The organism is Pseudogemmobacter sp. W21_MBD1_M6, from assembly GCF_052119585.1.
Classification (GTDB): domain Bacteria; phylum Pseudomonadota; class Alphaproteobacteria; order Rhodobacterales; family Rhodobacteraceae; genus JBGQOJ01.
The window spans coordinates 160322-182157 of record NZ_JBGQOJ010000004.1 but is presented as its reverse complement, the minus strand read 5'-3'; the positions used below and the strand labels follow the sequence as shown (position 1 = coordinate 182157).

The following is a 21836-nucleotide window of genomic DNA, read 5'->3' as shown; positions in this document are numbered from 1 at the left end:
GAGATTATGTAAGACGTTTAGGCAATCCGCGGGAGGGATGCAATTGGCCACACGGGATGATCTGTCCGACTATTTGATTGCGCCTGATCCGGGGGCCGTCCGCTTGACGCGCAAGGTCGTGGGAACGGACCAGAACGGTGCCGCGACAAAGATCAGTGTGGTAGAGGAGCGGCCTTTGACGATCTACCTGAATTCGCAGGAAATCGTGACGGCGATGACCATCGGCGACTATCCCCGCTATCTGGCGCTTGGGTTTCTGCGCAATCAGGGCATGCTGAAAGACGGAGAGATCATCACCGGTGTCGACTATGACGAAGAGGTGGAAACCGTGGTGGTGCGCACCAACGGGAAAACCACGTTCGAGGAAAAGCTGAAGAAGAAAACCCGCACCAGCGGCTGCGCGGTCGGGACTGTCTTCGGCGACATGATGGAAGGGCTGGAGGGGCTGACCTTGCCCCCGACCCCTGTGCGCACCTCGTGGCTTTACGCGCTTTCGGCCAAGATCAACCGCACACCCAGCCTGTATCTGGAGGCTGGCGCGATCCACGGCACTGTGCTGTGCCATCAGGACCGGCCTTTGGTCTATATGGAGGATGTGGGGCGGCACAATGCGGTCGATAAGGTCGCGGGCTGGATGCTGGACGAAGGCGCCACCGCCGAGGACAAGATCCTGTACACAACAGGTCGCCTGACATCCGAGATGGTGATCAAGACGGCGCTGATGGGAATCCCTGTGCTGGCCTCGCGGTCGGGGTTTACGGCATGGGGTGTCGAGATCGCGCAGCAGGTCGGCCTGACCCTGATCGGCCGGATGAAAGGCCAAAGGTTTGTCTGCCTTGCGGGCGAGGACCGTTTGATCCGCGATGCCGATCCGGCGTTGGTGGAACACGAAGGCCGCAAATCCGGCCGCAAAGGGGGCGAAGAATGATGCAACCCCTTGGCGTAATCCTTGCCGGGGGGCAGGCGACCCGTATGGGCGGCGGTGACAAGGGTCTGCTGACCCTTGGCGGGCAGACCTTGTTGCAGCATGTGATCGACCGGCTGGAACCGCAGGTGGCCGACCTTGCGATCAATGCGAATGGCGATCCGGCGCGATTCGCGCCGTTCGGGTTGCCCGTTCTGGCGGACAGCGTGGACGGGTTTGCGGGGCCTTTGGCGGGTGTTCTGGCGGGGCTTGACTGGGCGGCGGCGCAGGGGGCCGATGCCATCGTGACCGCCGCCGCCGACACGCCGTTCTTTCCGCCCGATCTGGTTCCGCGCCTTTTGCTGGCGGCTGAACAGGCGGGCAGCGAAATCGCGTTGTCGGCCACCCCGGACCCCGAACGGGGGCTGTCCCGCCACCCGACCTTCGGGCTTTGGCCTGTTGCGCTGCGCGAGGATTTGCGCGCCGCGCTGACCGGTGGCCTGCGCAAGGTCGTCCTATGGACCGATGCCCATGGCGCGGCGACGGCGCTGTTTCCGGTGGACGGCTTTGACCCGTTCTTCAACGTCAATACGCCCGAAGATCTGGATCGGGCCACTGCACTTTTAGGAGCCGCTACATGAGGATTTATGGCGTGGTCGGCTGGAAGAACGCCGGAAAAACGGGCCTGATGGAACGGCTGGTGACCGAGATAGCGGCGCGGGGACATTCCGTGTCCACCGTCAAGCACGCGCATCATTCCTTTGACGTGGATCACCCCGGCAAGGACAGCTATCGCCACCGAAAGGCGGGCGCGACAGAGGTGCTTTTGTCGTCACGGAACCGATGGGCGCTGATGCACGAGACCCGCGGCGCGCCAGAGCAGACACTGGAAGAGTTGCTGGGCATGCTTGCGCCCGTCGATCTGGTTCTGGTCGAGGGCTACAAACGTGATACCCATCCGAAGGTCGAGGCGTTTCGTGCGGAAACCGGCAATGCCCTGATCGCACCCGACGACCCGACAATCCGCGCGATCGCTGCGGATTGCGCGATTGAGGGCCACGGGCGGCCGGTGTTTGACCTGAACGACACGCTGGCGATTGCCGATTTCATTCTGGCAGAGGTCGGCCTGTGACCCCATTCGACACATTCGTTGTGGTGGACTGGTCGGCGCGGGGGGCGCCCTCTGCGGTGAAACCCTCGGCGGATGCGATATGGATCGGGGTTGTGCGGGACGGTGCGACGCCCACGTCGACCTATCACCGCACGCGTCACGACGCGACGGTAACACTGGGTGCGTTGCTGGAGGACGAGCGCAGGCAGGGGCGCAGGGTCTTTGCGGGCTTTGATTTCCCGTTCGGTTATCCTGCGGGCTTTGCTGCGCATGTGACGGGCCGTGCCGATGCCTTTTCGCTGTGGGATTGGCTTGCCGGTGCGATTGCCGATTCCGCAGACAATACGAACAACCGGTTTCAGGTGGCCGCCGCCCTGAACCGGATGTCGCCGGGGATTGGCCCGTTCTGGGGAAAGCCCGCGACAGAGTCCGCCGATATTCCCGAACAAGGGTCAAAGCGCAGGGATCACGGCCAGACAGAGCGACGGCAGGTCGAATTGACCGTTCCCCGCGCGCAACCGGTCTGGAAGCTTTACACGACCGGGTCGGTCGGTTCGCAGGCTTTGCTTGGGTTGCCGCGGCTTCAGGCGCTGCGGGGCCGTTTTGGCAAAGACCTTATCGTTTGGCCGTTCGAGACCGCCACAGATGCGCCGATTGTGTTCGCCGAAATCTATCCATCGTTGATTGATCCTGTGGTGAAAGAGCAAAGCGGCGCTGCGGTAAAGGATGATCTTCAGGTGCGTCTTTTGGCGGGGGCCTTTGCCCGTCTGCAAAAGGACGGTGGGTTGGGGGCGTTGTTCGGGGTGCCGGATGTGCCGGATCTGACCGAAGAAGGGTGGATTTTTGGCGCCGGGCACGAGGTGGATCTGATCCGCGCGGCCCGGTCGCAGATCATGCCGGATCTGAAACCGCCGCGTCTGCGCAACGACTGTTTCGCCTTGCCTGCCGGTGTCAACTGGACCCCCGTTGATAAGGCGATTGCCCTTTTAAAACACAACCTGACGGCGGTGGTCGGAACAGAGATGATCGACACATCCGCCGCGCTGCACCGCGTTCTGGCGCGCGATGCGGTTGCCGTGCGGTCCAACCCACCCGCCGCGAATTCCGCCGTTGATGGCTACGGGTTCGCGCATGAAACGACAGGCGCGGGGGCTCAGGTCTTGCCGTTGGTGACGGGCCGCGCGGCTGCTGGCGCGCCGTTTCAAGGAGTTGTTCCGCACGGCTTTGCGATCCGCATCCTGACGGGGGCTGCTATTCCGGCGGGGGTTGATACCGTTGTATTGCAAGAAGACGTCACATGCGCCGAAGGGCACATCGCGTTCGAGGGGCCGGTCAAAGCGGGCGCCAACACCCGCAGCATGGGCGAGGATGTGAACAAGGACGCAGTGATCCTGACGGCGGGGCATGTCCTGCGCGCGCCCGATCTGGCGCTTTTGGCGGCCACGGGGTTGGCGCAGGTTCAGGTGCGAAAACCTCTGCGTGTCGGGGTTTTATCCACCGGAGACGAGATTGCGCCGGTCGGCAGCACGGCAGACCCCGCGCAAACCTATGATGCGAACCGGCCCATGCTTTTGGCTCTGGCCGAAGGGTGGGGATTTATGCCGGTCGATCTGGGGCATGTCGGGGACAACCGCGATGCACTGCGGAACCGTCTGGACCTTGCGGCGGAACAGACCGATGTCATTCTGACGTCCGGCGGCGCGTCGTCGGGGGACGAGGACCATGTCAGCGCCTTGTTGACCGAGGCGGGGGCGATGCAAAGCTGGCGCATTGCGGTCAAGCCGGGGCGGCCATTGGCGCTGGGTCTTTGGGGGGGCGTGCCGGTGTTCGGCCTTCCCGGTAATCCGGTTGCCGCCCTTGTTTGCACGTTGATATTCGCGCGCCCCGCCTTTCAGGTGCTTGCAGGCGCCGCCTGGACCCAGCCCATGGGGTTCACTGTTCCCGCCGCGTTCACGAAACGCAAAAAGGCGGGACGCCGCGAGTTTCTGCGGGCAAGGCTGACGGCCCAAGGCCATGCCGAGGTGTTCAAATCCGAAGGATCTGGCCGGATTTCCGGCCTGTCCTGGGCCACGGGGCTGGTCGAATTGGAAGACGGCGCGCGCGATATTGCCCTTGGCGACCCTGTGCGGTTCATCCCCTATGGCAGCTTCGGGATCTAGTCGAAGGTTCCGGTGACGCGCCCCAGCAACATAAAGGCCCGCGCGGTGCGCGTGTCCGACAGCGATGCGATTTCAGTGTCGCTGGCGTTTGCCTCGAACTCGGAAAAGGTCTTGTCGAACTGACGCAGGAAATGGTGCGCCGCGTCCCGAAAGATCGGGTCTTTGCGCATCCGTCCGGCGGTCAGCGCAAGACTGGACCGGTCCCTGACCCCGCCAAGAACCGCGACGGTGCGACCGCGTTCGCCCTTGGCGAAATTGCGCCAGATCTCGGGGCGGGCGCGGTCGGGGCGCATGTCATCCATATAGATGCCGTCCTCGCTAAGAAGGGTCAGAACATCCTGTGCCGCCTGTATCAGCTTGGCGACACCGCGGTCCTTGAGTGCGCGGCGCAGGGCGCGAAAGCCTTCCTCGTCGTCGGCGGTTTCGGGAAAGTTCAGTGCGCGGACAAAGTCGGCGACGCTGATCGGATCGGCCAGCGCCTCTGACGGGGTGCCCAAGGCCAGATTGCCCTGCTCGCCGCCTTCGGCTTGGGATGAAAGCCCGGCAGTTTTCGCCACAGCGGCCTTGATCGCCGAATTCAGCACACCCCCCGCCTCGCGGGACGAGGTGAAGGTTGCAATCGCCGTTTCGGTTTGCCGTTGCGCGGCAACGATTTCGTCCAGTTTCTTTTCGACCGAAGGTTTCACGCCCATTCCCGCAGTCTGTTGCTGGATCACATAGGCGTGTCGCATGGCGTCCATCGCGGTTTGAAGGCGGGCGAATTCGTCTCGCATGACACGGGTGTTTCTGGCGGCGGTCGTGGCAATCCAGATCATCGCGATCGGCAGGAATATCGCCAGCACGGTCATCACGAACTGAAGCGAGTCGACCTCTGTCGATCCGTCTTCGCCGCCCGAAAGCGCAAAGAAACCGCCGACCAGGGCCAACCAGACAAGGCTAAGCCCTATCGCGATGATTTCGGTCGCCGAAATACGCGACGGATTCGCGCCGCGCTTGGCATAGACCCCAAGGCCTATTGGTTTTTCGGTTTTCGGTTCTGGCATGCGATTGGCCCCGGCATCTGTTCCCAACTGTTAGCTGTAGGTGATGCCCAGCACCTCATAGCTGCGTTCACCGCCGGGTGTTCTGACCTCGACGCTGTCACCTTCGTCCTTGCCGATCAGCGCACGGGCAAGCGGAGACTTGATATTCAACAGACCGCGTTCGATGTCGGCCTCTGGCTCTCCGACGATCTGATAGGTCTTTTTCTCTTCCGTCTCTTCGTCGATCAATGTGACGATGGCGCCGAACTTGATGGCACCAGACAGCTTGGATGTGTCGATGATATCCGCCAGAGACAGGATCGATTCCAGCTCTTTCACACGCCCTTCGATAAAGCTCTGCTTCTCGCGGGCGGCGTGATATTCAGCGTTTTCCGACAGATCGCCATGCTCGCGGGCTTCGGCGATCGCACGAATGACGGCGGGGCGTTCCACAGACTTCAGTTGCTTCAGTTCTGCGTCAAGTGCGGTGTGTCCCGCGCGGGTTAGGGCAATTTTTTCCATGAAAACCTTGGATCAGTCATGAGGAGTAGCGTATGTCAGGTTCTGTTAACCCAACCCGCGCTAAAAAAGTCAATAGCAGCGCGATAGATTAGACGGTTGGCAGGTTAGGCTGGAACAGGAAAGTCGGGCAATTTCAAGTGAAATTATTTTTGTATTTCAGCGTTTTATACGTCTTGTCCGCAGTCGGAATCGTATTCCTGTTCCGTGACAATCCTATAGTCCTGCTGACGAGTGTTGCAAATACATCCGGCAATATTTTATCGGTCCTGACCGAAGTTTTCGCGGTATTCCTAGCTGGGGCATTCCTGATCTTCGCCTTGTTCGGCATGCAGACCCTGAAAGAGCGGTCGGTCGAGGTTGGATTGGCCGTCGCTGTCTGCCTGATCCTGCCTGCGGCGTTCACGCTGATCAAAACGTCGATGCCTTTCATCACCCCGTTTTTTGCCGACCCGTTTTTTGCGTCGCTGGACAAGGCGTTGCACTTTGGAACGGACCCGTGGGAACTGGTGCATGCCTTACCCGCCACGGTCATTCTGGACCGGCTGCTGCCGTTCTATCTGTCGGGCTGGGCCTTGCCCGCGTTCTTTTTGCCGATCTTTGTCGCCGCGACGGACGGGGATGCGGGCCGACGCCACAGAACCATGGTTCTTTTCGTGTTCAGTTGGGTTGTGATCGGGAATATTCTGGCGATTGCTGGGATGTCTGCGGGGCCTGTATTCTATGACCGGTTGTTGGGATCGGACCGCTTTGCCATGCTGGTGTCAGAACTGAAGACAAGCGGCGTCGCGACATCCAGCGTCGGCGCAACGCAAGAATTCCTGTGGGCGGTCTACACCGCCAAGGCGCAGGCGATGGGCTCCGGCATTTCGGCATTTCCAAGCGTGCATCTGGCGATTGCGACCGTCACCGCGATCTATCTTGCCGAACGCTCGATCTGGTTTTTGCCTGTCGGGATCTTCTTTGTGGGCGCGATCCTGCTTTTGTCGATCTACACGGGGTATCACTATGCGCTGGACGGCTATTTTTCGATTATTGTGACGATTGGTCTTTGGGTTTGGCTGCGAAAAAGGCAGGGGGATGCCGCGATGCGTCGCACCGCAGCCATTTAACGTCGTGTCGCAATTGACCCGGCGGCAGGGCCTGCGATAACCGTTTGGACGACAGAGCAAGACAAGGGGAAACCAATGGCCGAGATGACAAGAGAAGCGATGGAATACGATGTGGTTATCGTTGGTGCGGGGCCAGCGGGCCTGTCCGCCGCGATCCGGCTGAAACAGCTGGATGCCGATCGTTCGGTCGTTGTTCTGGAAAAAGGATCAGAGGTTGGCGCGCATATCCTGTCGGGCGCGGTTCTGGACCCTTGCGGTCTTGATGCGCTGATCCCCGATTGGAAGTCGCGCGGCGCCCCGATCACCGTTCCAGTCAAGCATGACAACTTTTACATGCTGGGCGAGGCGGGTCAGATCCGCATTCCGAACTTTCCCATGCCCCCCCTGATGAGCAACCACGGCAACTATATCGTGTCGATGGGCAATGTGTGCCGCTGGATGGCCGAGCAGGCAGAGGCGCTGGGCGTCGAGATTTTCCCCGGCATGTCCTGCTCTGAACTGGTCTACGGTGAAAACGGCGAGGTCAAAGGTGTGGTCGCGGGCGAGTTCGGCAAAAACCCCGATGGCACCCCGTCCGACGCCTACGAGCCGGGGATGGAACTGCACGGGAAATATGTGTTCCTGTCCGAAGGTGTTCGCGGTTCGCTCAGTAAAGAGGTGATCGCGCAATACAATTTGGCGAAAGACAGCCAGCCGCAGAAATACGGCCTTGGCATGAAAGAAATCTGGGAAATCGACCCCGCAAAGCACCGCGAAGGCACCGTGACCCACACGATGGGCTGGCCTTTGGGTAAGAATGCAGGCGGCGGGTCTTTCATCTACCATCTTGATAACAATCAGGTCTATGTCGGTTTTGTGGTCCATCTGAACTACAAGAACCCGTATCTGTCGCCCTATATGGAATTCCAGCGGTTCAAACACCACCCGATGGTGGCAGAGCTGCTGAAAGGCGGCAAGCGCGTGGCCTACGGGGCCCGCGCCATTTCCGAAGGCGGGTTCCAGTCGATCCCGAAAAGTGCGTTTCCGGGTGGCGCCTTGCTTGGGTGTTCTGCCGGTTTGGTGAACGTGCCCCGCATCAAGGGCAATCATAACGCCATGCTGTCGGGCAAGGCCGCCGCCGAAGCCGCCCATGCGGCGATCGTCGCGGGGCGGTCAGGTGACGAACTGGCGGGGTATGACGCGGAGCTGCGCGAGGGGCCGATCGGCAAAGACCTGAAAAAGGTCCGCAACGTGAAACCGCTTTGGTCAAAGCGCGGGCTTATGGCCTCGTTGGTCGTCGGCGGGTTCGATATGTGGACCAACACGCTGGGCTTTAGCCTGCTTGGCACGCTGAAACACGGCAAGACCGACGCGGCGGCGACGGGGCTGGCCAAGGATCACACCGAAATCACCTATCCGAAACCGGACGGGACATTGTCGTTTGACCGGCTGACCAACGTCAGTTTCTCGATGACCAACCACGAGGAAAGCCAGCCCTGCCATCTGCGTCTGGCCGATCCGTCTGTTCCAATCGGCGTGAACCTGCCGAAATACGCAGAGCCGGCGCAGCGATATTGCCCCGCAGGCGTCTACGAAGTGATTGAAGAAGCGGGCAAAGATCCGCGTTTCCAGATCAATTTCCAGAACTGCGTTCATTGTAAAACCTGCGATATTAAGGACCCGAGCCAGAATATTAACTGGACGACACCGCAGGGTGGCGATGGACCGAACTATCCGAACATGTAAATTCTGCTTGATGGGGCGGCCAAAGGGTCGCCCCGCATTGCTTATGGACCTGCGCGACGCTACCTTTCAGTAGATACAACCTGAAAGGCCGTGATTTTGCCAATGAAACGATCCCTACGCATTCTGGCGCTTTCGACCCTTGGCCTTGTGCCGGTCTCTACTCCTGTTGTCGCGGAGGGGGTTGCCGGCAACTATCTGGCGGCGCGTCATGCCAGCATTTTCAGCGATTATTCCGAAGCGGCGATGTACTATACGCGACTGCTTGCGGCAGACCCTTCGAACCCAGGGCTGCTGGAAAACGCGGTCATGTCTTATGTGGCCTTGGGCAAAATCGAAACGGCGCTTCCGATTGTTCGCCAGATGCAGAACAAGGGCATTGATGCGCAGATTGCAAGCATGGTTCTGGTGGCCGATCAGTTCAAGCGCGAGGCGTTCGACGAGGTGCTGGCCGATCTGGGTGCGGGCGGAACGGTCGGGCCGCTGGTGGACGGACTTGTGCGGGCCTGGGCTCAACTTGGGCTTGGGCATATGTCCGAGGCGCTGGATGCCTTTGACGCCGTGGCGGCAAGTCCGGGGCTAGAGGCGTTCGGTGCCTATCACAAGGCGCTGGCATTGGCGGTCGTTGGCGATTTCGAAGGTGCCGACAAGATATTCTCGGGCAAGGAAAACGTGGTTTTGCAGGCGACCCGCCGCGGTGTGATTGCCCATGCCGAGGTGCTGAGCCAGCTGGAGCGCAACCCCGCCGCGATCGAGCTGATGGATGCGGCCTTCGGGGATGCTGCTGATCCCGGGGTCGTGGCCTTGCGTGCGCGACTTGAGGCGGGAGACATGTTGCCCTTTGCCTCCGTCAGGTCCGCCACCGAAGGCGCTGCCGAAGTGTTCTATGGCGTGGCGGGGGCCGTCAGCAGCGAAGCATCAGAAGGGTACACCCTGCTTTATTCGCGTATTTCCGAATATTTGCGGGCCGACAATATCGACGCGATTTTGCTAAGCGCGGGTTTGTTGGAGGCGATGGAGCGCTATGATCTTGCGACGGAAACCTACAACAAGGTGCCCCGCGACAGTGACGCCTTTCACGCCGCAGAACTTGGCCGCGCCGAGGCATTGCGCAAGTCCGGTAAGGTAGAGGCCTCTGTCGAGGTGCTGAACCAGTTGGCAAAGGCCTATCCCGATCTGCCGGTCATCCAGATCACCCTTGGCGATACGCTGCGCGGGCTGGAACGCTATGCCGATGCGGTCACGGCCTATGATCGCGCCATCGAAATTCTCGGAGAACCGCAGCCAAGCCAATGGTTCGTGTATTACACCCGCGGCATCGCATACGAGCGGACCAAACGCTGGGCCAAGGCCGAAACAGACCTGCGCATGGCGTTGACGTTGAACCCCGATCAGCCACAGGTTTTGAACTATCTCGGGTATTCCTTTGTCGAGCAGGGCACAAATCTGGACGAGGCACTGGGGATGATTGAACGCGCCGTGGCCGCGCGCCCCGACGATGGATATATCACTGACTCTCTTGGTTGGGTTCTGTTCCGTCTGGGCCGCTATCAGGATGCCGTTTCCCCCATGGAACGCGCGGCAGAATTGATGCCGGTGGATCCTGTGGTCAACGACCATCTGGGCGACGTTTATTGGGCCGTTGGGCGATCACTGGAGGCGCAGTTCCAATGGCGCCGCGCCTTGTCCTTTGACCCCGAAGAAAAAGATGCCACGCGCATTCGCCGCAAACTGGAGGTGGGCTTGAACGCCGTTCTCAAGGAAGAGGGTGCCGACCCGATTGCGGTATCTTCCAGTGATGGCTAGGGGCTTTGCCCCGGCAAAGATCAATCTGACGCTTCATGTGACTGGCCAGCGCGACGACGGCTACCATTTGCTTGACAGTCTTGTGGTTTTTGCCGGCGTGGGCGACCGGATAGGCGCGGTTGCCTCAAACAGCCTTGGCCTGTCTGTCACCGGTCCGCGTGCGGCGGGGGTTCCAACGGACATGTCCAATCTGGTTCTGAAAGCGGCGGGGTTGTTCGGTGGCAGAACCGCCCGTCTGACGCTGGACAAACACCTGCCCACGGCAAGCGGTATCGGCGGCGGATCGGCGGATGCGGCGGCGGCGTTGCGCGTGCTGGCAGACCTTTACAACTGCGACATGCCGCCTGTGTCCGATATCCTTGGCCTTGGGGCGGACGTGCCCGTGTGTCTGTCGGGGACACCGGCGCGCATGGCTGGCATCGGCGAAGTTCTGACGCCCGTCGAACAGGTGCCGGATTTTTGGATGGTTCTGGTGAACCCGGGCTTTGCGGTGCCGACGCCCGCGGTTTTCAAGGCGCTGCGATCCCGCTGCAACCCGCCCATGCCAGCGACCCTACCGCGCTTTGACGGCATCGCGGGCTTTGCCGATTGGCTCGCCGGCCAACGGAACGATCTGCAATCCCCTGCTGCGGCATTGCAGCCCGCGATCGCCGATGTGCTGGATGTGATCGCGGTAACCAAAGGATGCCTTCTGTCGCGCATGTCGGGGTCCGGTGCGACGTGCTTCGGGGTGTTCGGGGACGAAACGTCTGCAACCAATGCTGCGGCGCAAATCGGGGCGATCAGGCCCGATTGGTGGACCGTTTCAGCGCCCAGGCTTAGCTGACCCGCGCAACCACATAATCGGCCAGATCCATCAACATATCCTTGATCGGATCCTCCGGCAGGATCGCCAGCGCGGCTTTTGCCCGTGCGGCCCAGGCCAAGGCATCCTGACGTGTCGATTCCATTGCGCCGTGTCTGGCCAACAGGGACAGCGCGTGGTCCAGATCCCCCTCTTGCTGCTTTCCCTTCTCGATGGTTCGCACCCAGAATGCCCGCTCTTCATCATCAGCCAGGGCGACGGCCTTGATGACCGGCAGGGTCAGCTTCCGCTCGCGGAAATCATCGCCGATGTTCTTGCCGGTTGCGGCAGACCCGCCGTAATCCAGCAGGTCGTCCACAATCTGAAAACTGACGCCAAGCGCGTCGCCATAGTCGCGCAATGCCTCGATCCGGTCTTTCGGGGCACCGGCGATCTCGGCGCCTGCCTCTGTCGCGGCGGAAAACAACGCCGCTGTTTTGCCGCGCACGACCTGAAGGTAAACAGCCTCGTCTGTCGCAAGGTTCTGCGCTGCTGTCAGCTGTAGAACTTCGCCCTCGGCTATCGTGGCTGATGCATTGGCCAGAATATCCAGCACCACCATAGAGCCGGTTTCCACCATCAACTGAAAGGATCGCGCAAACAGGTAATCGCCGACCAGAACGCTGGATTTGTTGTCCCAAAGCAGGTTCGCCGTCGGGCGCCCCCGTCGCTGGCCGCTTTCATCCACGACATCGTCATGCAGCAGGGTGGCGGTGTGAATGAACTCTACCGTGGCGGCCAGATGGATGTGGTAGGGACCAGCGTAACCGCACAGCCGCGCGGCAGCGAGGGTCAGCATGGGGCGCAGTCGCTTGCCGCCGGCCTCGACCAGATGCGCGGTCACTTCGGGTATTCGCGGCGCGTGCTTTGATGCCATGCGCTGGCGGATTAGGTCGTTGACCGCTGCAAGATCTGCGGACAGATGTGCGCTCAGACGCTCATGCGGTTTCGTTGCAGCGATATCCAAACCCATCACGGTTCCGTTCATTGTCTCGACAAGAATACTGAAAAGACCTTAAGTCAGCCCTATGAAAGAACTATTGCGCACAACAGATCCGACAATCATCGCCTTCGCCTCGGCCCTTCTTCAGGGAGAGGGTATAGACTGCTTTGAAATGGACGTAAACATGAGCATCCTTGAAGGTGGCATCGGGATTTTCCCCCGTCGCCTGATGGTTCGCGATCAAGATCATTTCATGGCTGTCGCAGTGATGACCGATAATAGAATTCCCTTGAAAGGCTGACGTGATTTTCGCCCCCGAAGACCTGACCAACGATAAATTTCTGGGCGGGCGCGTTGTCGCGCTTCAGCCGCGCGGAGGGTATCGCGCGGGGGTCGACCCCGTTCTGCTGGCGGCCTCGGTGCCTGCTGTTTCAGGGCAATCCGTTCTTGAGCTGGGCTGCGGTGCAGGGGTTGCCACCCTGTGCCTCGCGGCCCGCGTTCCCAGCCTGAATATGGCGGGGCTGGAACTGCAACCGGCTTATGCCGATCTGGCGCGACAGAACGCGGTGGCAAATGGTGTTGCCTTGGACCTGTTCGTCGGTGATCTGGCACGCATTCCCGTCGCCCTGCGTGCGCGAACCTTTGACCATGTGATCGCCAATCCGCCCTATTACATCGCGTCCGACCGGACCAAAGCGGCCGACAACGGCCGCGAAACGGCGCTGACCGAAGATACGCCGCTGGTGCTTTGGGTCGAGGCTGCCGTGCGGCGCCTTGCCCCGAGGGGGTATCTGACGGTCATTCAGGATGTCCGGCGTCTGCCCGAACTTCTGGGAACGCTTGATCGCCGCCTTGGCGATGTCACGGTAACCCCGATCATGGCGCGAACATCCAAGCCCGCGACTCGGGTCATATTGCGCGCAAGAAAGGGTGCCCGCGGGCCGTTCAGCCTGACCAGTCCGGTCATCATGCACAACGGTGATGGTCATGACGGGGATCGTGAAAGCTATACGCGGCAAATCAAAGCCGTTTTGAGGGATGGCGCCGCCATTTTTCCGCCCCCTTGTTAAGCATCCGGCAAGAACTTGCCTGATAGCCTTTAAAAGTGCCGCCGATATATGAAGGAAACGTGACACGCGTGAATTTCTGTGGTGCACTGTAATTTCTGACGTTAACCGATAGGAGGACGAACATGACAATGAGTTCGCATCTGCAGGAACTCCGTAAGAAACATCAAAACCTTTCTGAACAGGTCGAGCAGGCGCAACGTAGCCCTGCGACAGACGATATTCAGATTTCGGCTCTCAAAAAGCAGAAGCTTCGATTGAAAGAACAAATCGAGCGCCTATCGCACTAGACTTTTCCGGCGCTGGCGCGCGCCGCCAGTGCCGCCCCTCCGGCGATCAGGATCGCCGCGAAAAGCAAAGGCAAAGTCGGTTTGGAAATTCCGGCAACCACCAGTGCAAGGGTCGAAAGCAGGGGCGCCGCATAAGACGCGACCCCCAAAACCTGAATGTCGCCTCTTTTGACGCCGATGTCCCAGACATAGAACGCAAGTCCGACAGGCCCCAGCCCCAAGGCAATGCAAGACAGCCACCCTATTTGGGTCGTGGGCCAGACTGTGTCCTCGAATGCTATATGAGCCACCGCAGACAAAGCCGCCGTTGCGATGCAAAACACTGCGACGCTGTCCGTCGGGATGGTGCCCAGTCTTCGTGACAAGACGGAATACCCCGCCCAGGTCAGCGCGCATAGGAATGCCAGCGCATAACCGGGGGTGGCGTTCGACTGAAATCCGCCACCGCCCTTCACGATGATCAGCGCGGCACCGCCAAAGGCGACCGCCGCGCCCAGAATATGTCCGCGGCGAAGGGTCTCTCCGGGTAGAAGGCCCGAGAACAGGACAATCAACAGGGGCCAAAGATAGGCGATCAACCCGGCCTCTGCTGCCGGGGCAAGACGAAGCGCGGAAAAATACAGAAAATGGTAACCAAAAAGCCCAAACGTGCCAAAGGCGTAAACACGCCAGTTGATGCGTCGCAGGGTCGAAAATCCGCCGTTGCGTGCTGTCCAGATTAAACCGATCGCACCACCGATCGCAAAGCAGATCGCGTTCAACTGGAATGGCGGGACCGGCGCTGATCCAACCGTGAACAGCGCCAGAAGCGACCAAAGAAGGACGGCGATGAACCCTACGGCGGTTGCCTTGCCTTTTGACATGGTCTGCATCCTGTTTTTTGCGCTGGGTGATTGCGGGCCGTGATCCGCCACCGCAACGAAAAAGGCCGACCCGAAGGGCCGACCTTTGTGTCGTCCGTCTGACCTGCGTCAGACCATGTATTGCCCGCCGTTTGCCGAAATCGTCGATCCGGTGATGAAGCCCGCATCGTCCGAAGCAAGGAAGACCACGCAACGTGCGATTTCTTCGGCCTCGCCCAGGCGCCCGACGGGAATCTGCGGCAAGATGACTTCGTTCATTACTTTTTCAGGGATCGTGCTCATCATCTCGGTGTTGATGTATCCGGGGCAGATTGCGTTCACGGTTACGCCAGCACGGGCACCTTCCTGTGCCAGTGCCTTGGTAAAGCCCAGATCACCCGCCTTGGCGGCAGCATAGTTGGTTTGCGCGAACTGCCCTTTTTGCCCGTTGATCGAGCTGATCGATATCACGCGCCCGAATTTGCGTTCCCGCATTCCGGGCCAGACAGGGTGCGTCATGTTGAACAGACCGGACAGGTTCGTATCCATCACTTCTGTCCACTGCTGACGGGTCATTTTGTGGAATGGGGCATCGCGGGTAATGCCGGCATTGTTGACGAGGACGGCCACTGGCCCCAGATCCGCCTCGACTTGTGCGACCCCGGCCGCGCAGGCGTCATAATCGGCGACCGACCATTTGTAGGTTGCGATTCCGGTCTCGGCTGTGAAGGCTTTCGCGGCTTCATCATTTCCGGCGTAAACGGCGGCTACCGTATAGCCCGCCGCCTTCAATGCAGTGGAGATTGCCGCGCCGATCCCGCGCGTGCCCCCTGTTACGATCGCAACTTTAGACATGAGTCCTCCCAGACGTAGGTAATCTAATTTCTATATTTGATGCGGGCGCGCAATTATCTTGCGCGCCAGATATGTTTACGGGCGCTCGACGCACATTGCAACACCCATACCGCCACCGATGCAAAGGGTAGCAAGGCCCTTTTTGGCACCACGGCGCTGCATCTCGAACAGCAGCGTGTTCAGGATACGGCAGCCAGAGGCGCCGATCGGGTGGCCGATTGCGATCGCGCCGCCGTTCACGTTCACGATCGACGGATCCCAGCCCATATCCTTGTTCACGGCGCAGGCCTGCGCGGCAAAGGCTTCGTTCGCTTCGACCAGATCCAGATCGGCTGCGGTCCAGCCGGCCTTTTCCAGCGCCTTGCGGGACGCGTGAACGGGGCCCATGCCCATGATCGACGGGTCAAGGCCCGCGGTTGCGTAGGAGGCGATGCGTGCAAGCGGCTGAATTCCGCGCTTTTCGGCGTCAGCCGCGCTCATCAGAAGAACGGCGGCGGCACCATCGTTCAGGCCGGACGCGTTTGCTGCGGTTACAGTGCCGTCGCGGGTGAAGGCGGGGCGCAGTTTTTGCATCGCTTCCATTGTGGCGCCATAGCGGATGAATTCATCCTGATCGACGACCGTCTCGCCTTTGCGGGTCTTGATCGTGTAGGCCAAGATCTCGTCCGCGAATTTTCCGGCTTTCTGCGCGGCCTCTGCCTTGTTCTGGCTGGCAACGGCGAACTCGTCCTGCATGTCGCGGGAAATTTGCCACTGCTCTGCCACGTTTTCAGCGGTTTGCCCCATGTGATAGCCGTTGAAGGCATCCCAAAGGCCGTCACGGATCATCGAATCGATGAAATTCATGTCGCCCATCTTCTGGCCGGGGCGAAGGTTCGCAACATGGGGGCTCATCGACATATTTTCCTGGCCGCCGGCCGCAATGATGCTGGCATCGCCAAGCTGGATATGTTGAGCGGCCAAAGCGACGGCGCGCAGGCCGGAACCGCAGACCTGATTAATGCTCCATGCCGAGGCTTCCTTGGCGAAACCGGCATTGATATGGGCCTGACGCGCAGGATTTTGACCCTGACCCGCGGTTAGAACCTGGCCGAGAATCGTTTCCGACACCTCGCCCTTTTCAATTCCGGCGCGCGCAACGATTTCTTGCAGCACGGCAGCGCCCAGATCGTGGGCGGGTATGGTAGAAAATGCACCACCAAAGCTGCCTACAGCAGTTCGCGCAGCAGATGCGATAACGACATTGGTCATAAAGAAGTCTCCCGAAGCCCGTTGAGCAGGGAGGAGCGAGCATCACGCACCATGCGCGGGCCCCGTACACCCCGCTATTTCGTCATAAATTTCTAGGGGCAAAGTCGGGGCAGGGCAATGGCTTGTAAAAAGAACTGCAAAACTCACGCGCGAAGCCGCTTTGCGCCTTGATCGCGCCAGGGGGGCATGGTCGTCGGTGCACCGAAGTAGTAGCCCTGCATGCAGTCGACGCCGATCGACGTCAGAAAGGCGACGTCGGCAGCATCTTCGACGCATTCGGCGACGGTGAACATCTCGAAGTGTTGCGCGATGGACAGCAACGACTTTGTCAGGATCTGGTTGTCAGCGTCTTTATGGATGCCGCGAATGAACTGCCCGTCGATTTTCAGGATATCAAAGAAAAAATCCCGCAGATATCTGAAGGCCGTGTAACCCGCCCCGAAATCGTCCAGAGCGAAACTGATTCCCCGGTTTTGAAGGTCATCCATGAATGACACGACCAGTTCGGGCATCAGCATGGCCGAGGATTCGGTGATTTCAAGGATCAGGCGTTCCCCTGCAGTCGGGTCGGCGTGCAACCCGTGCAGCAAGGTCTTCATCCAGCGTTGGTATCCGATGGACCGCGCCGACATATTGATGGACAACCGCAGTCCGGGTTCCTCTGCCAGCGCCTGAAGTCCGAGTTCCAGCGCGACGCAGTCGATGATCCGCCCGGTTTCAGTCGCCTCTACCACGTCGATGAAATCTTTGGCGGGAATGATGCGCCCCGTGTCATCCAGAACGCGAATTAACCCTTCGTGAAACGCGGGCCGCGCCTGATTCAGAGTTTGCACAACCGGCTGAAAGGCCAGCAGCGCATGCTTGCGATGTAGTGCCGCCTTGACCATTTGCAGCACTTCTCGATCACGCGACGTCACGGCAAAGGACAGCGGGCTTTCCAACCCTGCCGGCACCGCATCTATCCCTTCGTGCATTCGGTTCGCCATGAAAACTCTCCATCTCAAGCACGGGCAGTTTTGCGCCACAGTGCCTAAAGAGATGTGAATATTCCCATTTTGTTCTAATTATGCTAAATATGTCGAGACCGTTTTAACATGTTGGGAAAGAATGATTTTTATGTCTGATCGCTGCGGATGGGTTGGAAGTGATGATATTTATATCGACTATCATGACACGGAATGGGGCGTGCCCGAACGGGATAGCCGCGCATTGTGGGAAAAACTGATTCTCGACGGGTTCCAGGCCGGCTTGTCCTGGATCACGATCCTGAAAAAGCGCGACAACTTTCGCGCGGCCTTTGAAGGCTTCGACCCGGATGTCATTGCGCGATGGGGCACAACAGAGGTCGATCGCCTGGTGCAGGATGCCGGCATTATCCGTCACCGCGGCAAGATCGAAGCGACCATAACCAACGCCAGAGCATGGCAACGGATCGAGGCGGAACAGGGGTTCGACCGGTTCCTTTGGGACTATGTCGGGGGGCAACCGTTGCAGAACCGGATTGCCACGCTGGGGGATGTGCCTGTGTCGACGCCGTTGTCGATCCAGATATCGAAAGACCTGAAAAAAGCGGGGTTCAAGTTCTGTGGCCCGACCATTGTCTATGCCTTCATGCAGGCGACAGGGATGGTCAACGACCACCTTGTGACCTGTCGTTGCCATGCGCCGGTCGCCGCGATGGGCGGGCGGGGTTAGCCGCCTGAAATCAGGGCTTCGATGATTGCCTTTGCGCTGTCACCATCCCATGTCGCGTCGCCGCGCATGCGGGCGATTTCGCGCCCTTCGGGGTCAAGGATAATGCTGATCGGCAGGCCCAGAATTGCCAGATCCCGGGCCAGTTGCTGTTTCGGGTCCAGATAAAGCGGCAGATTGGAAACGCCGATCTCGGCAAAGAACTTTTGTATGCCGGGGACAGAGTTCCGGCCCGTGGCGATTGTCACAACCTCGAAATTGTCGCCGCCGAATTCGGATTGCAGTGCCGAAAGCATCGGCATTTCCTTGCGGCAGGGCGCGCACCATGTCGCCCAGAAATTCACCAGGACATATTTGCCCTGAAACTGTGACAGCGTGTGCTCTGCCCCGTCTATATCTGTGAACGGGGTTTGCGGAACCTCGGCGGGGGCCGCCAGAAACACCAGTTTTTCCATATCGCCGCTGCGCAACGCCTCTAGTTGGGCCATTTCGGCCTGTGCAGTGTTTGCGCAAAGCGCAAGGCCCGCGTATAGGATGACGGAACGCAGAATGCTCATATTTCCCTCCAAAGGGCCGACAATGACCAACAAGACCTCGAACCAGATGTGGGGCGGACGTTTCGCCGCCGGACCCGATGCAATCATGGAGGCTATTAATGCCTCTATCGGATTCGACAAGCGATTGGCCGCACAGGATATCACCGGCTCGCGCGCCCATGCGGCGATGCTTGCCGCACAGGGTATCATCACTGCTACAGATGCAGAGGCGATCCGTGAAGGCCTCCTCACGGTCTTGTCAGAGATTGAAACCGGAACCTTCCCGTTTTCGGTTGCGCTGGAAGATATTCACATGAACGTCGAGGCCCGCCTGAAGGACATCGTAGGCGAGGCGGCGGGGCGTTTGCACACTGCCCGTAGCCGGAACGATCAGGTTGCCGTCGATTTCCGCCTGTGGGTGCGCGATCAGGCCGATGCCGCGATCGAGGGACTGTGCGCCCTGATGCAGGCGCTTTTGACGCAGGCAGAGGCGGGTGCGGATTGGGTCATGCCCGGCTTTACCCATCTGCAAACCGCGCAGCCGGTGACATGGGGCCACCACATGATGGCCTATGTCGAGATGTTCAGCCGTGACATGTCGCGCTTTCAGGATGCCCGCAAGCGGATGAACGAATCGCCCTTGGGCGCTGCGGCGCTGGCCGGCACTTCGTTTCCGATTGACCGCCACATGACCGCCAAGGCGCTTGGCTTTGACCGACCGATGGCGAACTCGCTGGATGCGGTGGCCGACCGCGACTTTGCGCTGGAGTTTCTTGCGGCCTCGACCATCTGCGCGATGCACCTGTCGCGTTTTGCCGAAGAGTTGGTGATCTGGTCCTCGGCCCAATTCCGGTTCGTGGCGCTGTCCGACCGGTTCTCGACCGGATCGTCGATCATGCCACAAAAGAAAAACCCAGATGCCGCCGAACTGATCCGTGCCAAGATTGGCCGTATCATGGGGGCGATGGTCGGGCTGTTTACGGTGATGAAGGGGCTGCCGCTGGCCTATTCCAAGGACATGCAGGAAGACAAGGAACAGGTGTTCGACGCCACCGACAGCCTGATGCTGGCCTTGGCCGCGATGACCGGCATGGTGTCGGATATGACCGCCAACCGCGCCTCGCTTGAAAAAGCGGCGGCAAGCGGGTTCTCGACGGCGACCGATCTGGCCGATTGGCTGGTGCGTGAACTTGGCCTGCCCTTCCGCGAGGCGCACCATGTCACCGGGTCGCTGGTTGCGATGGCCGAGGGCAAGGATTGCGACCTTCCCGACCTGACTTTGGCCGATATGCAGTCGGTCCATGCGGGCATTCGCGCCGATGTGTTCGATGTTCTGGGCGTGCACAACTCTGTCGCCAGTCGCACCAGTTTCGGGGGAACGGCCCCCGATCAGGTGCGCGCGCAGGTGGCCCATTGGAAGGCGAAACTGGCATGATCCGCGTTGCATCCCTGTTGATGGCGCTGGCCATGCTTGCCGCCTGCGGTGCCGACGGTGCGCCAACCCGCCCCGAACCCGCGCCCGAACCCGGCCTGACGGTCACGGGATCGGCTTATGTCGGTATAAGGGTCGGTGGCTGATGTCGTTGTTGCGGATGATTTATGCGGCGCTGGCCGTCTGGGGGGCGATCCACCCGATGTATTACTTTGTGCTGTGGTTCCGAGAAAACGGCACATCCCTGACCGATATGGTCGCCGCATGGCACGCGAATAACGCCAGTTCCGGTCTTGTCTGGGATCTGACGATCGCAGCAATTGCGCTGACTGTCTTTGTTCTGGCCGAGACAGTCACCCGTAAGAACTGGGTCGCGTTGATCGCCATTCCCGCGACCTTTGGTATCGGCGTTTCCTGCGGCTTGCCTCTGTATCTTTTCCTTCGTTCAAGGCCCGTTACCTGATGGATCACTTTTTGTATCGCGACGGCGCGCTTTACGCCGAAGACGTGGCAATATCCGAGATTGCAGCCGCTGTCGGCACACCCTTCTATGTCTATTCCACCGCCACGCTGACCCGTCACTTCCGTCTTTTCGACGAGGCGCTTGCGGGCATGGACCACCTTGTGTGCTTTGCCATGAAATCCAACAGCAATCAGGCGGTGCTGAAGCTGCTTGGCGATCTGGGCGCGGGCATGGACGTTGTTTCCGGCGGCGAATACGCGCGTGCCAAGGCGGCGGGCGTTCCGGGCGACCGGATCGTGTTCTCCGGCGTTGGCAAGACGCGGGCGGAAATGGATATGGCGCTAAAGGGCGGCATCCGTCAGTTCAACGTCGAATCCGAACCCGAAATGATGGTCCTGTCAGAGGCGGCCCTTGCCCTTGGCACCGTCGCGCCGATCACCATCCGCGTGAACCCCGATGTCGATGCCAAGACGCACGAGAAAATTTCGACCGGCAAAAAGGGCGACAAGTTCGGCATCCCGATTTCCCGCGCCCGCGAGGTTTACGCACTGGCGGCGTCCCTGAAGGGGCTGGAGGTGATCGGGATCGACGTTCATATCGGCAGCCAGTTGACCCAGCTTGAGCCGTTCGAGCTGGCCTACAAGAAGGTGGCAGAGCTGACAAAACAGCTGCGCGCCGAGGGTCACAATATCCGCCGTCTTGATCTTGGCGGCGGGCTTGGCATTCCCTACACCCGCTCGAACGATGCGCCGCCCTTGCCCAGCCAATATGGCCAGATGGTGCGCCAGACCCTTGGCGATCTGGGTTGCGAGATCGAGATCGAACCGGGCCGCCTGATTTCGGGCAATGCGGGCCTTATGGTGTCAAAGGTGATCTATGTGAAATCCGGCGAAGACCGCGATTTTCTGATCCTTGACGGGGCGATGAACGATCTGGTCCGTCCTGCCATGTATGGCGCACACCACGACATCGTTCCGGTGATCGAGCCTGCGGCGGGCACCGAACAGCATCCCTACGACATCGTTGGCCCGATCTGCGAAAGCGGCGACACCTTTGCCAAGGCCCGCACGATGCCGCCGTTGCAGTCGGGCGATCTGGTCGCGTTCCGCAGTGCCGGTGCTTATGGTGCCGTGATGTCGTCGGAATACAACTCTCGGCCCCTGATCCCCGAGGTGCTGGTGAACGGCGATCAATTCGCTGTCATTCGGGCGCGTCCGACCTTTGACGATTTGATAAATCGGGATACCATCCCGGAATGGCTGTAAC

General features: G+C 60.0%; 24 protein-coding genes. 16 read left to right on the top strand and 8 right to left on the bottom strand.

What is annotated here, in order from left to right:
* Positions 1 to 37 precede the first annotated feature (37 nt).
* Genes ACEN2R_RS07480 through ACEN2R_RS07465 form a run of 4 tightly spaced genes read left to right on the top strand, consistent with a single transcriptional unit; the run spans position 38 to position 4174 of the window.
* Positions 38 to 928, top strand: coding sequence for a formate dehydrogenase accessory sulfurtransferase FdhD (locus tag ACEN2R_RS07480; protein WP_442040784.1), 891 nt, complete (start codon positions 38 to 40; stop codon positions 926 to 928).
* The gene (gene mobA / locus ACEN2R_RS07475; protein WP_442040782.1) at positions 925 to 1545 is read left to right on the top strand and encodes a molybdenum cofactor guanylyltransferase MobA; all 621 of its coding nucleotides are present in this window, start codon (positions 925 to 927) and stop codon (positions 1543 to 1545) included. The genes ACEN2R_RS07480 and mobA overlap by 4 nt, the downstream gene beginning before the upstream one ends.
* Positions 1542 to 2036 (top strand): molybdopterin-guanine dinucleotide biosynthesis protein B, encoded by a 495-nt coding sequence (gene mobB / locus ACEN2R_RS07470; protein WP_442040780.1) that lies wholly within the window; start codon positions 1542 to 1544, stop codon positions 2034 to 2036. Before mobA ends, mobB begins: the two co-directional genes overlap by 4 nt.
* On the top strand, positions 2033 to 4174 hold the full coding sequence (locus tag ACEN2R_RS07465) for a molybdopterin-binding protein (protein WP_442040778.1): 2142 nt from the start codon (positions 2033 to 2035) through the stop codon (positions 4172 to 4174). The genes mobB and ACEN2R_RS07465 overlap by 4 nt, the downstream gene beginning before the upstream one ends.
* On the opposite strand, the gene ACEN2R_RS07460 is transcribed toward ACEN2R_RS07465, so the two are convergent.
* Both ACEN2R_RS07460 and greA read right to left on the bottom strand, forming a co-directional pair.
* On the bottom strand, positions 4171 to 5217 hold the full coding sequence (locus ACEN2R_RS07460) for a hypothetical protein (RefSeq protein WP_442040777.1): 1047 nt from the start codon (positions 5215 to 5217) through the stop codon (positions 4171 to 4173). The genes ACEN2R_RS07465 and ACEN2R_RS07460 overlap by 4 nt on opposite strands.
* Positions 5218 to 5247: 30 nt before the next feature.
* On the bottom strand, positions 5248 to 5718 hold the full coding sequence (gene greA, locus ACEN2R_RS07455) for a transcription elongation factor GreA (RefSeq protein WP_442040775.1): 471 nt from the start codon (positions 5716 to 5718) through the stop codon (positions 5248 to 5250).
* 137 nt (positions 5719 to 5855) lie between these two features.
* On the opposite strand from greA, the gene ACEN2R_RS07450 reads away from it, so the two are divergent.
* The 4 genes from ACEN2R_RS07450 to ACEN2R_RS07435 all read left to right on the top strand — a co-directional run bounded on the left by ACEN2R_RS07450 (position 5856) and on the right by ACEN2R_RS07435 (position 11181).
* The gene (locus tag ACEN2R_RS07450) at positions 5856 to 6827 is read left to right on the top strand and encodes a phosphatase PAP2 family protein (protein ID WP_442040773.1); all 972 of its coding nucleotides are present in this window, start codon (positions 5856 to 5858) and stop codon (positions 6825 to 6827) included.
* 75 nt (positions 6828 to 6902) lie between these two features.
* Positions 6903 to 8552 carry an electron transfer flavoprotein-ubiquinone oxidoreductase gene (locus tag ACEN2R_RS07445; RefSeq protein WP_442040771.1) on the top strand — a complete coding sequence of 550 codons (1650 nt, stop codon included), beginning with the start codon at positions 6903 to 6905 and terminating at the stop codon, positions 8550 to 8552.
* A 102-nt stretch (positions 8553 to 8654) separates the two neighbouring features.
* Positions 8655 to 10355 carry a tetratricopeptide repeat protein gene (locus ACEN2R_RS07440; protein WP_442040769.1) on the top strand — a complete coding sequence of 567 codons (1701 nt, stop codon included), beginning with the start codon at positions 8655 to 8657 and terminating at the stop codon, positions 10353 to 10355.
* Positions 10348 to 11181, top strand: a complete 834-nt coding sequence (locus tag ACEN2R_RS07435) for a 4-(cytidine 5'-diphospho)-2-C-methyl-D-erythritol kinase (protein ID WP_442040864.1) — start codon at positions 10348 to 10350, stop codon at positions 11179 to 11181. Before ACEN2R_RS07440 ends, ACEN2R_RS07435 begins: the two co-directional genes overlap by 8 nt.
* On the opposite strand, the gene ACEN2R_RS07430 is transcribed toward ACEN2R_RS07435, so the two are convergent.
* Positions 11174 to 12172, bottom strand: coding sequence for a polyprenyl synthetase family protein (locus ACEN2R_RS07430; RefSeq protein ID WP_442040767.1), 999 nt, complete (start codon positions 12170 to 12172; stop codon positions 11174 to 11176). The two genes, ACEN2R_RS07435 and ACEN2R_RS07430, sit on opposite strands and share 8 nt — an antisense overlap.
* Before the next feature lie 55 nt (positions 12173 to 12227).
* Here ACEN2R_RS07430 and ACEN2R_RS07425 point away from each other — a divergent pair, with 55 nt between their 5' ends.
* The 3 genes from ACEN2R_RS07425 (at position 12228) to ACEN2R_RS07415 (ending at position 13499) form a co-directional block, all read left to right on the top strand.
* Positions 12228 to 12443, top strand: a complete 216-nt coding sequence (locus ACEN2R_RS07425; RefSeq protein ID WP_442040766.1) for a putative signal transducing protein — start codon at positions 12228 to 12230, stop codon at positions 12441 to 12443.
* 4 nt (positions 12444 to 12447) lie between these two features.
* The gene (locus ACEN2R_RS07420) at positions 12448 to 13212 is read left to right on the top strand and encodes a tRNA1(Val) (adenine(37)-N6)-methyltransferase (RefSeq protein ID WP_442040862.1); all 765 of its coding nucleotides are present in this window, start codon (positions 12448 to 12450) and stop codon (positions 13210 to 13212) included.
* 122 nt (positions 13213 to 13334) lie between these two features.
* Positions 13335 to 13499: a YdcH family protein gene (locus ACEN2R_RS07415; RefSeq protein ID WP_442040764.1), complete on the top strand. Its 165-nt coding sequence runs from the start codon at positions 13335 to 13337 to the stop codon at positions 13497 to 13499.
* Here the strand turns inward: ACEN2R_RS07415 and yddG are convergent.
* The 4 genes from yddG to ACEN2R_RS07395 form a co-directional block, all read right to left on the bottom strand.
* Positions 13496 to 14362 (bottom strand): aromatic amino acid exporter YddG, encoded by an 867-nt coding sequence (gene yddG, locus ACEN2R_RS07410; protein ID WP_442040762.1) that lies wholly within the window; start codon positions 14360 to 14362, stop codon positions 13496 to 13498. The genes ACEN2R_RS07415 and yddG overlap by 4 nt on opposite strands.
* Positions 14363 to 14470: 108 nt before the next feature.
* On the bottom strand, positions 14471 to 15196 hold the full coding sequence (phbB, locus tag ACEN2R_RS07405) for an acetoacetyl-CoA reductase (RefSeq protein WP_442040760.1): 726 nt from the start codon (positions 15194 to 15196) through the stop codon (positions 14471 to 14473).
* 75 nt (positions 15197 to 15271) lie between these two features.
* Complete coding sequence (locus tag ACEN2R_RS07400; RefSeq protein WP_442040758.1) at positions 15272 to 16447, bottom strand: acetyl-CoA C-acetyltransferase; 1176 nt, start codon at positions 16445 to 16447, stop codon at positions 15272 to 15274.
* Positions 16448 to 16590: 143 nt separating this feature from the next.
* Entirely contained in the window at positions 16591 to 17433 is an 843-nt protein-coding gene (locus tag ACEN2R_RS07395) for an EAL domain-containing protein (RefSeq protein WP_442040756.1), read from the bottom strand.
* Between the two features lie 130 nt (positions 17434 to 17563).
* Between ACEN2R_RS07395 and ACEN2R_RS07390 the strand changes: the two genes are divergently transcribed.
* Complete coding sequence (locus ACEN2R_RS07390; protein ID WP_442040754.1) at positions 17564 to 18142, top strand: DNA-3-methyladenine glycosylase I; 579 nt, start codon at positions 17564 to 17566, stop codon at positions 18140 to 18142.
* On the opposite strand, the gene ACEN2R_RS07385 is transcribed toward ACEN2R_RS07390, so the two are convergent.
* Positions 18139 to 18696: a TlpA family protein disulfide reductase gene (locus ACEN2R_RS07385; RefSeq protein ID WP_442040752.1), complete on the bottom strand. Its 558-nt coding sequence runs from the start codon at positions 18694 to 18696 to the stop codon at positions 18139 to 18141. The genes ACEN2R_RS07390 and ACEN2R_RS07385 overlap by 4 nt on opposite strands.
* 22 nt (positions 18697 to 18718) lie before the next feature.
* Here ACEN2R_RS07385 and argH point away from each other — a divergent pair, with 22 nt between their 5' ends.
* The 4 genes from argH to lysA are packed head-to-tail and all read left to right on the top strand — an operon-like array spanning position 18719 to position 21835.
* The gene (gene argH, locus ACEN2R_RS07380; RefSeq protein ID WP_442040750.1) at positions 18719 to 20110 is read left to right on the top strand and encodes an argininosuccinate lyase; all 1392 of its coding nucleotides are present in this window, start codon (positions 18719 to 18721) and stop codon (positions 20108 to 20110) included.
* On the top strand, positions 20107 to 20253 hold the full coding sequence (locus tag ACEN2R_RS07375) for an argininosuccinate lyase (RefSeq protein ID WP_442040748.1): 147 nt from the start codon (positions 20107 to 20109) through the stop codon (positions 20251 to 20253). Before argH ends, ACEN2R_RS07375 begins: the two co-directional genes overlap by 4 nt.
* Positions 20253 to 20570, top strand: a complete 318-nt coding sequence (locus ACEN2R_RS07370; RefSeq protein ID WP_442040746.1) for a DUF2834 domain-containing protein — start codon at positions 20253 to 20255, stop codon at positions 20568 to 20570. The genes ACEN2R_RS07375 and ACEN2R_RS07370 overlap by 1 nt, the downstream gene beginning before the upstream one ends.
* Complete coding sequence (gene lysA, locus ACEN2R_RS07365) at positions 20570 to 21835, top strand: diaminopimelate decarboxylase (protein WP_442040744.1); 1266 nt, start codon at positions 20570 to 20572, stop codon at positions 21833 to 21835. Before ACEN2R_RS07370 ends, lysA begins: the two co-directional genes overlap by 1 nt.
* Position 21836 lies beyond the last annotated feature (1 nt).

What these genes read in the sequence shown, in the direction of transcription:
- lysA (WP_442040744.1), top strand. Translation starts at nt 20,570, where the DNA reads ATGGATCACTTTTTGTATCGCGACGGCGCGCTTTACGCCGAAGACGTG.
- argH (WP_442040750.1), top strand. Translation starts at nt 18,719, where the DNA reads ATGACCAACAAGACCTCGAACCAGATGTGGGGCGGACGTTTCGCCGCC.
- ACEN2R_RS07435 (WP_442040864.1), top strand. Translation starts at nt 10,348, where the DNA reads ATGGCTAGGGGCTTTGCCCCGGCAAAGATCAATCTGACGCTTCATGTG.
- ACEN2R_RS07430 (WP_442040767.1), bottom strand. Translation starts at nt 12,172, where the DNA reads ATGGGTTTGGATATCGCTGCAACGAAACCGCATGAGCGTCTGAGCGCA.
- ACEN2R_RS07370 (WP_442040746.1), top strand. Translation starts at nt 20,253, where the DNA reads ATGTCGTTGTTGCGGATGATTTATGCGGCGCTGGCCGTCTGGGGGGCG.
- ACEN2R_RS07390 (WP_442040754.1), top strand. Translation starts at nt 17,564, where the DNA reads ATGTCTGATCGCTGCGGATGGGTTGGAAGTGATGATATTTATATCGAC.
- ACEN2R_RS07375 (WP_442040748.1), top strand. Translation starts at nt 20,107, where the DNA reads ATGATCCGCGTTGCATCCCTGTTGATGGCGCTGGCCATGCTTGCCGCC.
- ACEN2R_RS07480 (WP_442040784.1), top strand. Translation starts at nt 38, where the DNA reads ATGCAATTGGCCACACGGGATGATCTGTCCGACTATTTGATTGCGCCT.
- greA (WP_442040775.1), bottom strand. Translation starts at nt 5,718, where the DNA reads ATGGAAAAAATTGCCCTAACCCGCGCGGGACACACCGCACTTGACGCA.
- mobB (WP_442040780.1), top strand. Translation starts at nt 1,542, where the DNA reads ATGAGGATTTATGGCGTGGTCGGCTGGAAGAACGCCGGAAAAACGGGC.
- phbB (WP_442040760.1), bottom strand. Translation starts at nt 15,196, where the DNA reads ATGTCTAAAGTTGCGATCGTAACAGGGGGCACGCGCGGGATCGGCGCG.
- ACEN2R_RS07415 (WP_442040764.1), top strand. Translation starts at nt 13,335, where the DNA reads ATGACAATGAGTTCGCATCTGCAGGAACTCCGTAAGAAACATCAAAAC.
- ACEN2R_RS07400 (WP_442040758.1), bottom strand. Translation starts at nt 16,447, where the DNA reads ATGACCAATGTCGTTATCGCATCTGCTGCGCGAACTGCTGTAGGCAGC.
- mobA (WP_442040782.1), top strand. Translation starts at nt 925, where the DNA reads ATGATGCAACCCCTTGGCGTAATCCTTGCCGGGGGGCAGGCGACCCGT.
- ACEN2R_RS07445 (WP_442040771.1), top strand. Translation starts at nt 6,903, where the DNA reads ATGGCCGAGATGACAAGAGAAGCGATGGAATACGATGTGGTTATCGTT.
- ACEN2R_RS07425 (WP_442040766.1), top strand. Translation starts at nt 12,228, where the DNA reads ATGAAAGAACTATTGCGCACAACAGATCCGACAATCATCGCCTTCGCC.
- ACEN2R_RS07385 (WP_442040752.1), bottom strand. Translation starts at nt 18,696, where the DNA reads ATGAGCATTCTGCGTTCCGTCATCCTATACGCGGGCCTTGCGCTTTGC.
- ACEN2R_RS07440 (WP_442040769.1), top strand. Translation starts at nt 8,655, where the DNA reads ATGAAACGATCCCTACGCATTCTGGCGCTTTCGACCCTTGGCCTTGTG.
- yddG (WP_442040762.1), bottom strand. Translation starts at nt 14,362, where the DNA reads ATGTCAAAAGGCAAGGCAACCGCCGTAGGGTTCATCGCCGTCCTTCTT.
- ACEN2R_RS07460 (WP_442040777.1), bottom strand. Translation starts at nt 5,217, where the DNA reads ATGCCAGAACCGAAAACCGAAAAACCAATAGGCCTTGGGGTCTATGCC.
- ACEN2R_RS07395 (WP_442040756.1), bottom strand. Translation starts at nt 17,433, where the DNA reads ATGGCGAACCGAATGCACGAAGGGATAGATGCGGTGCCGGCAGGGTTG.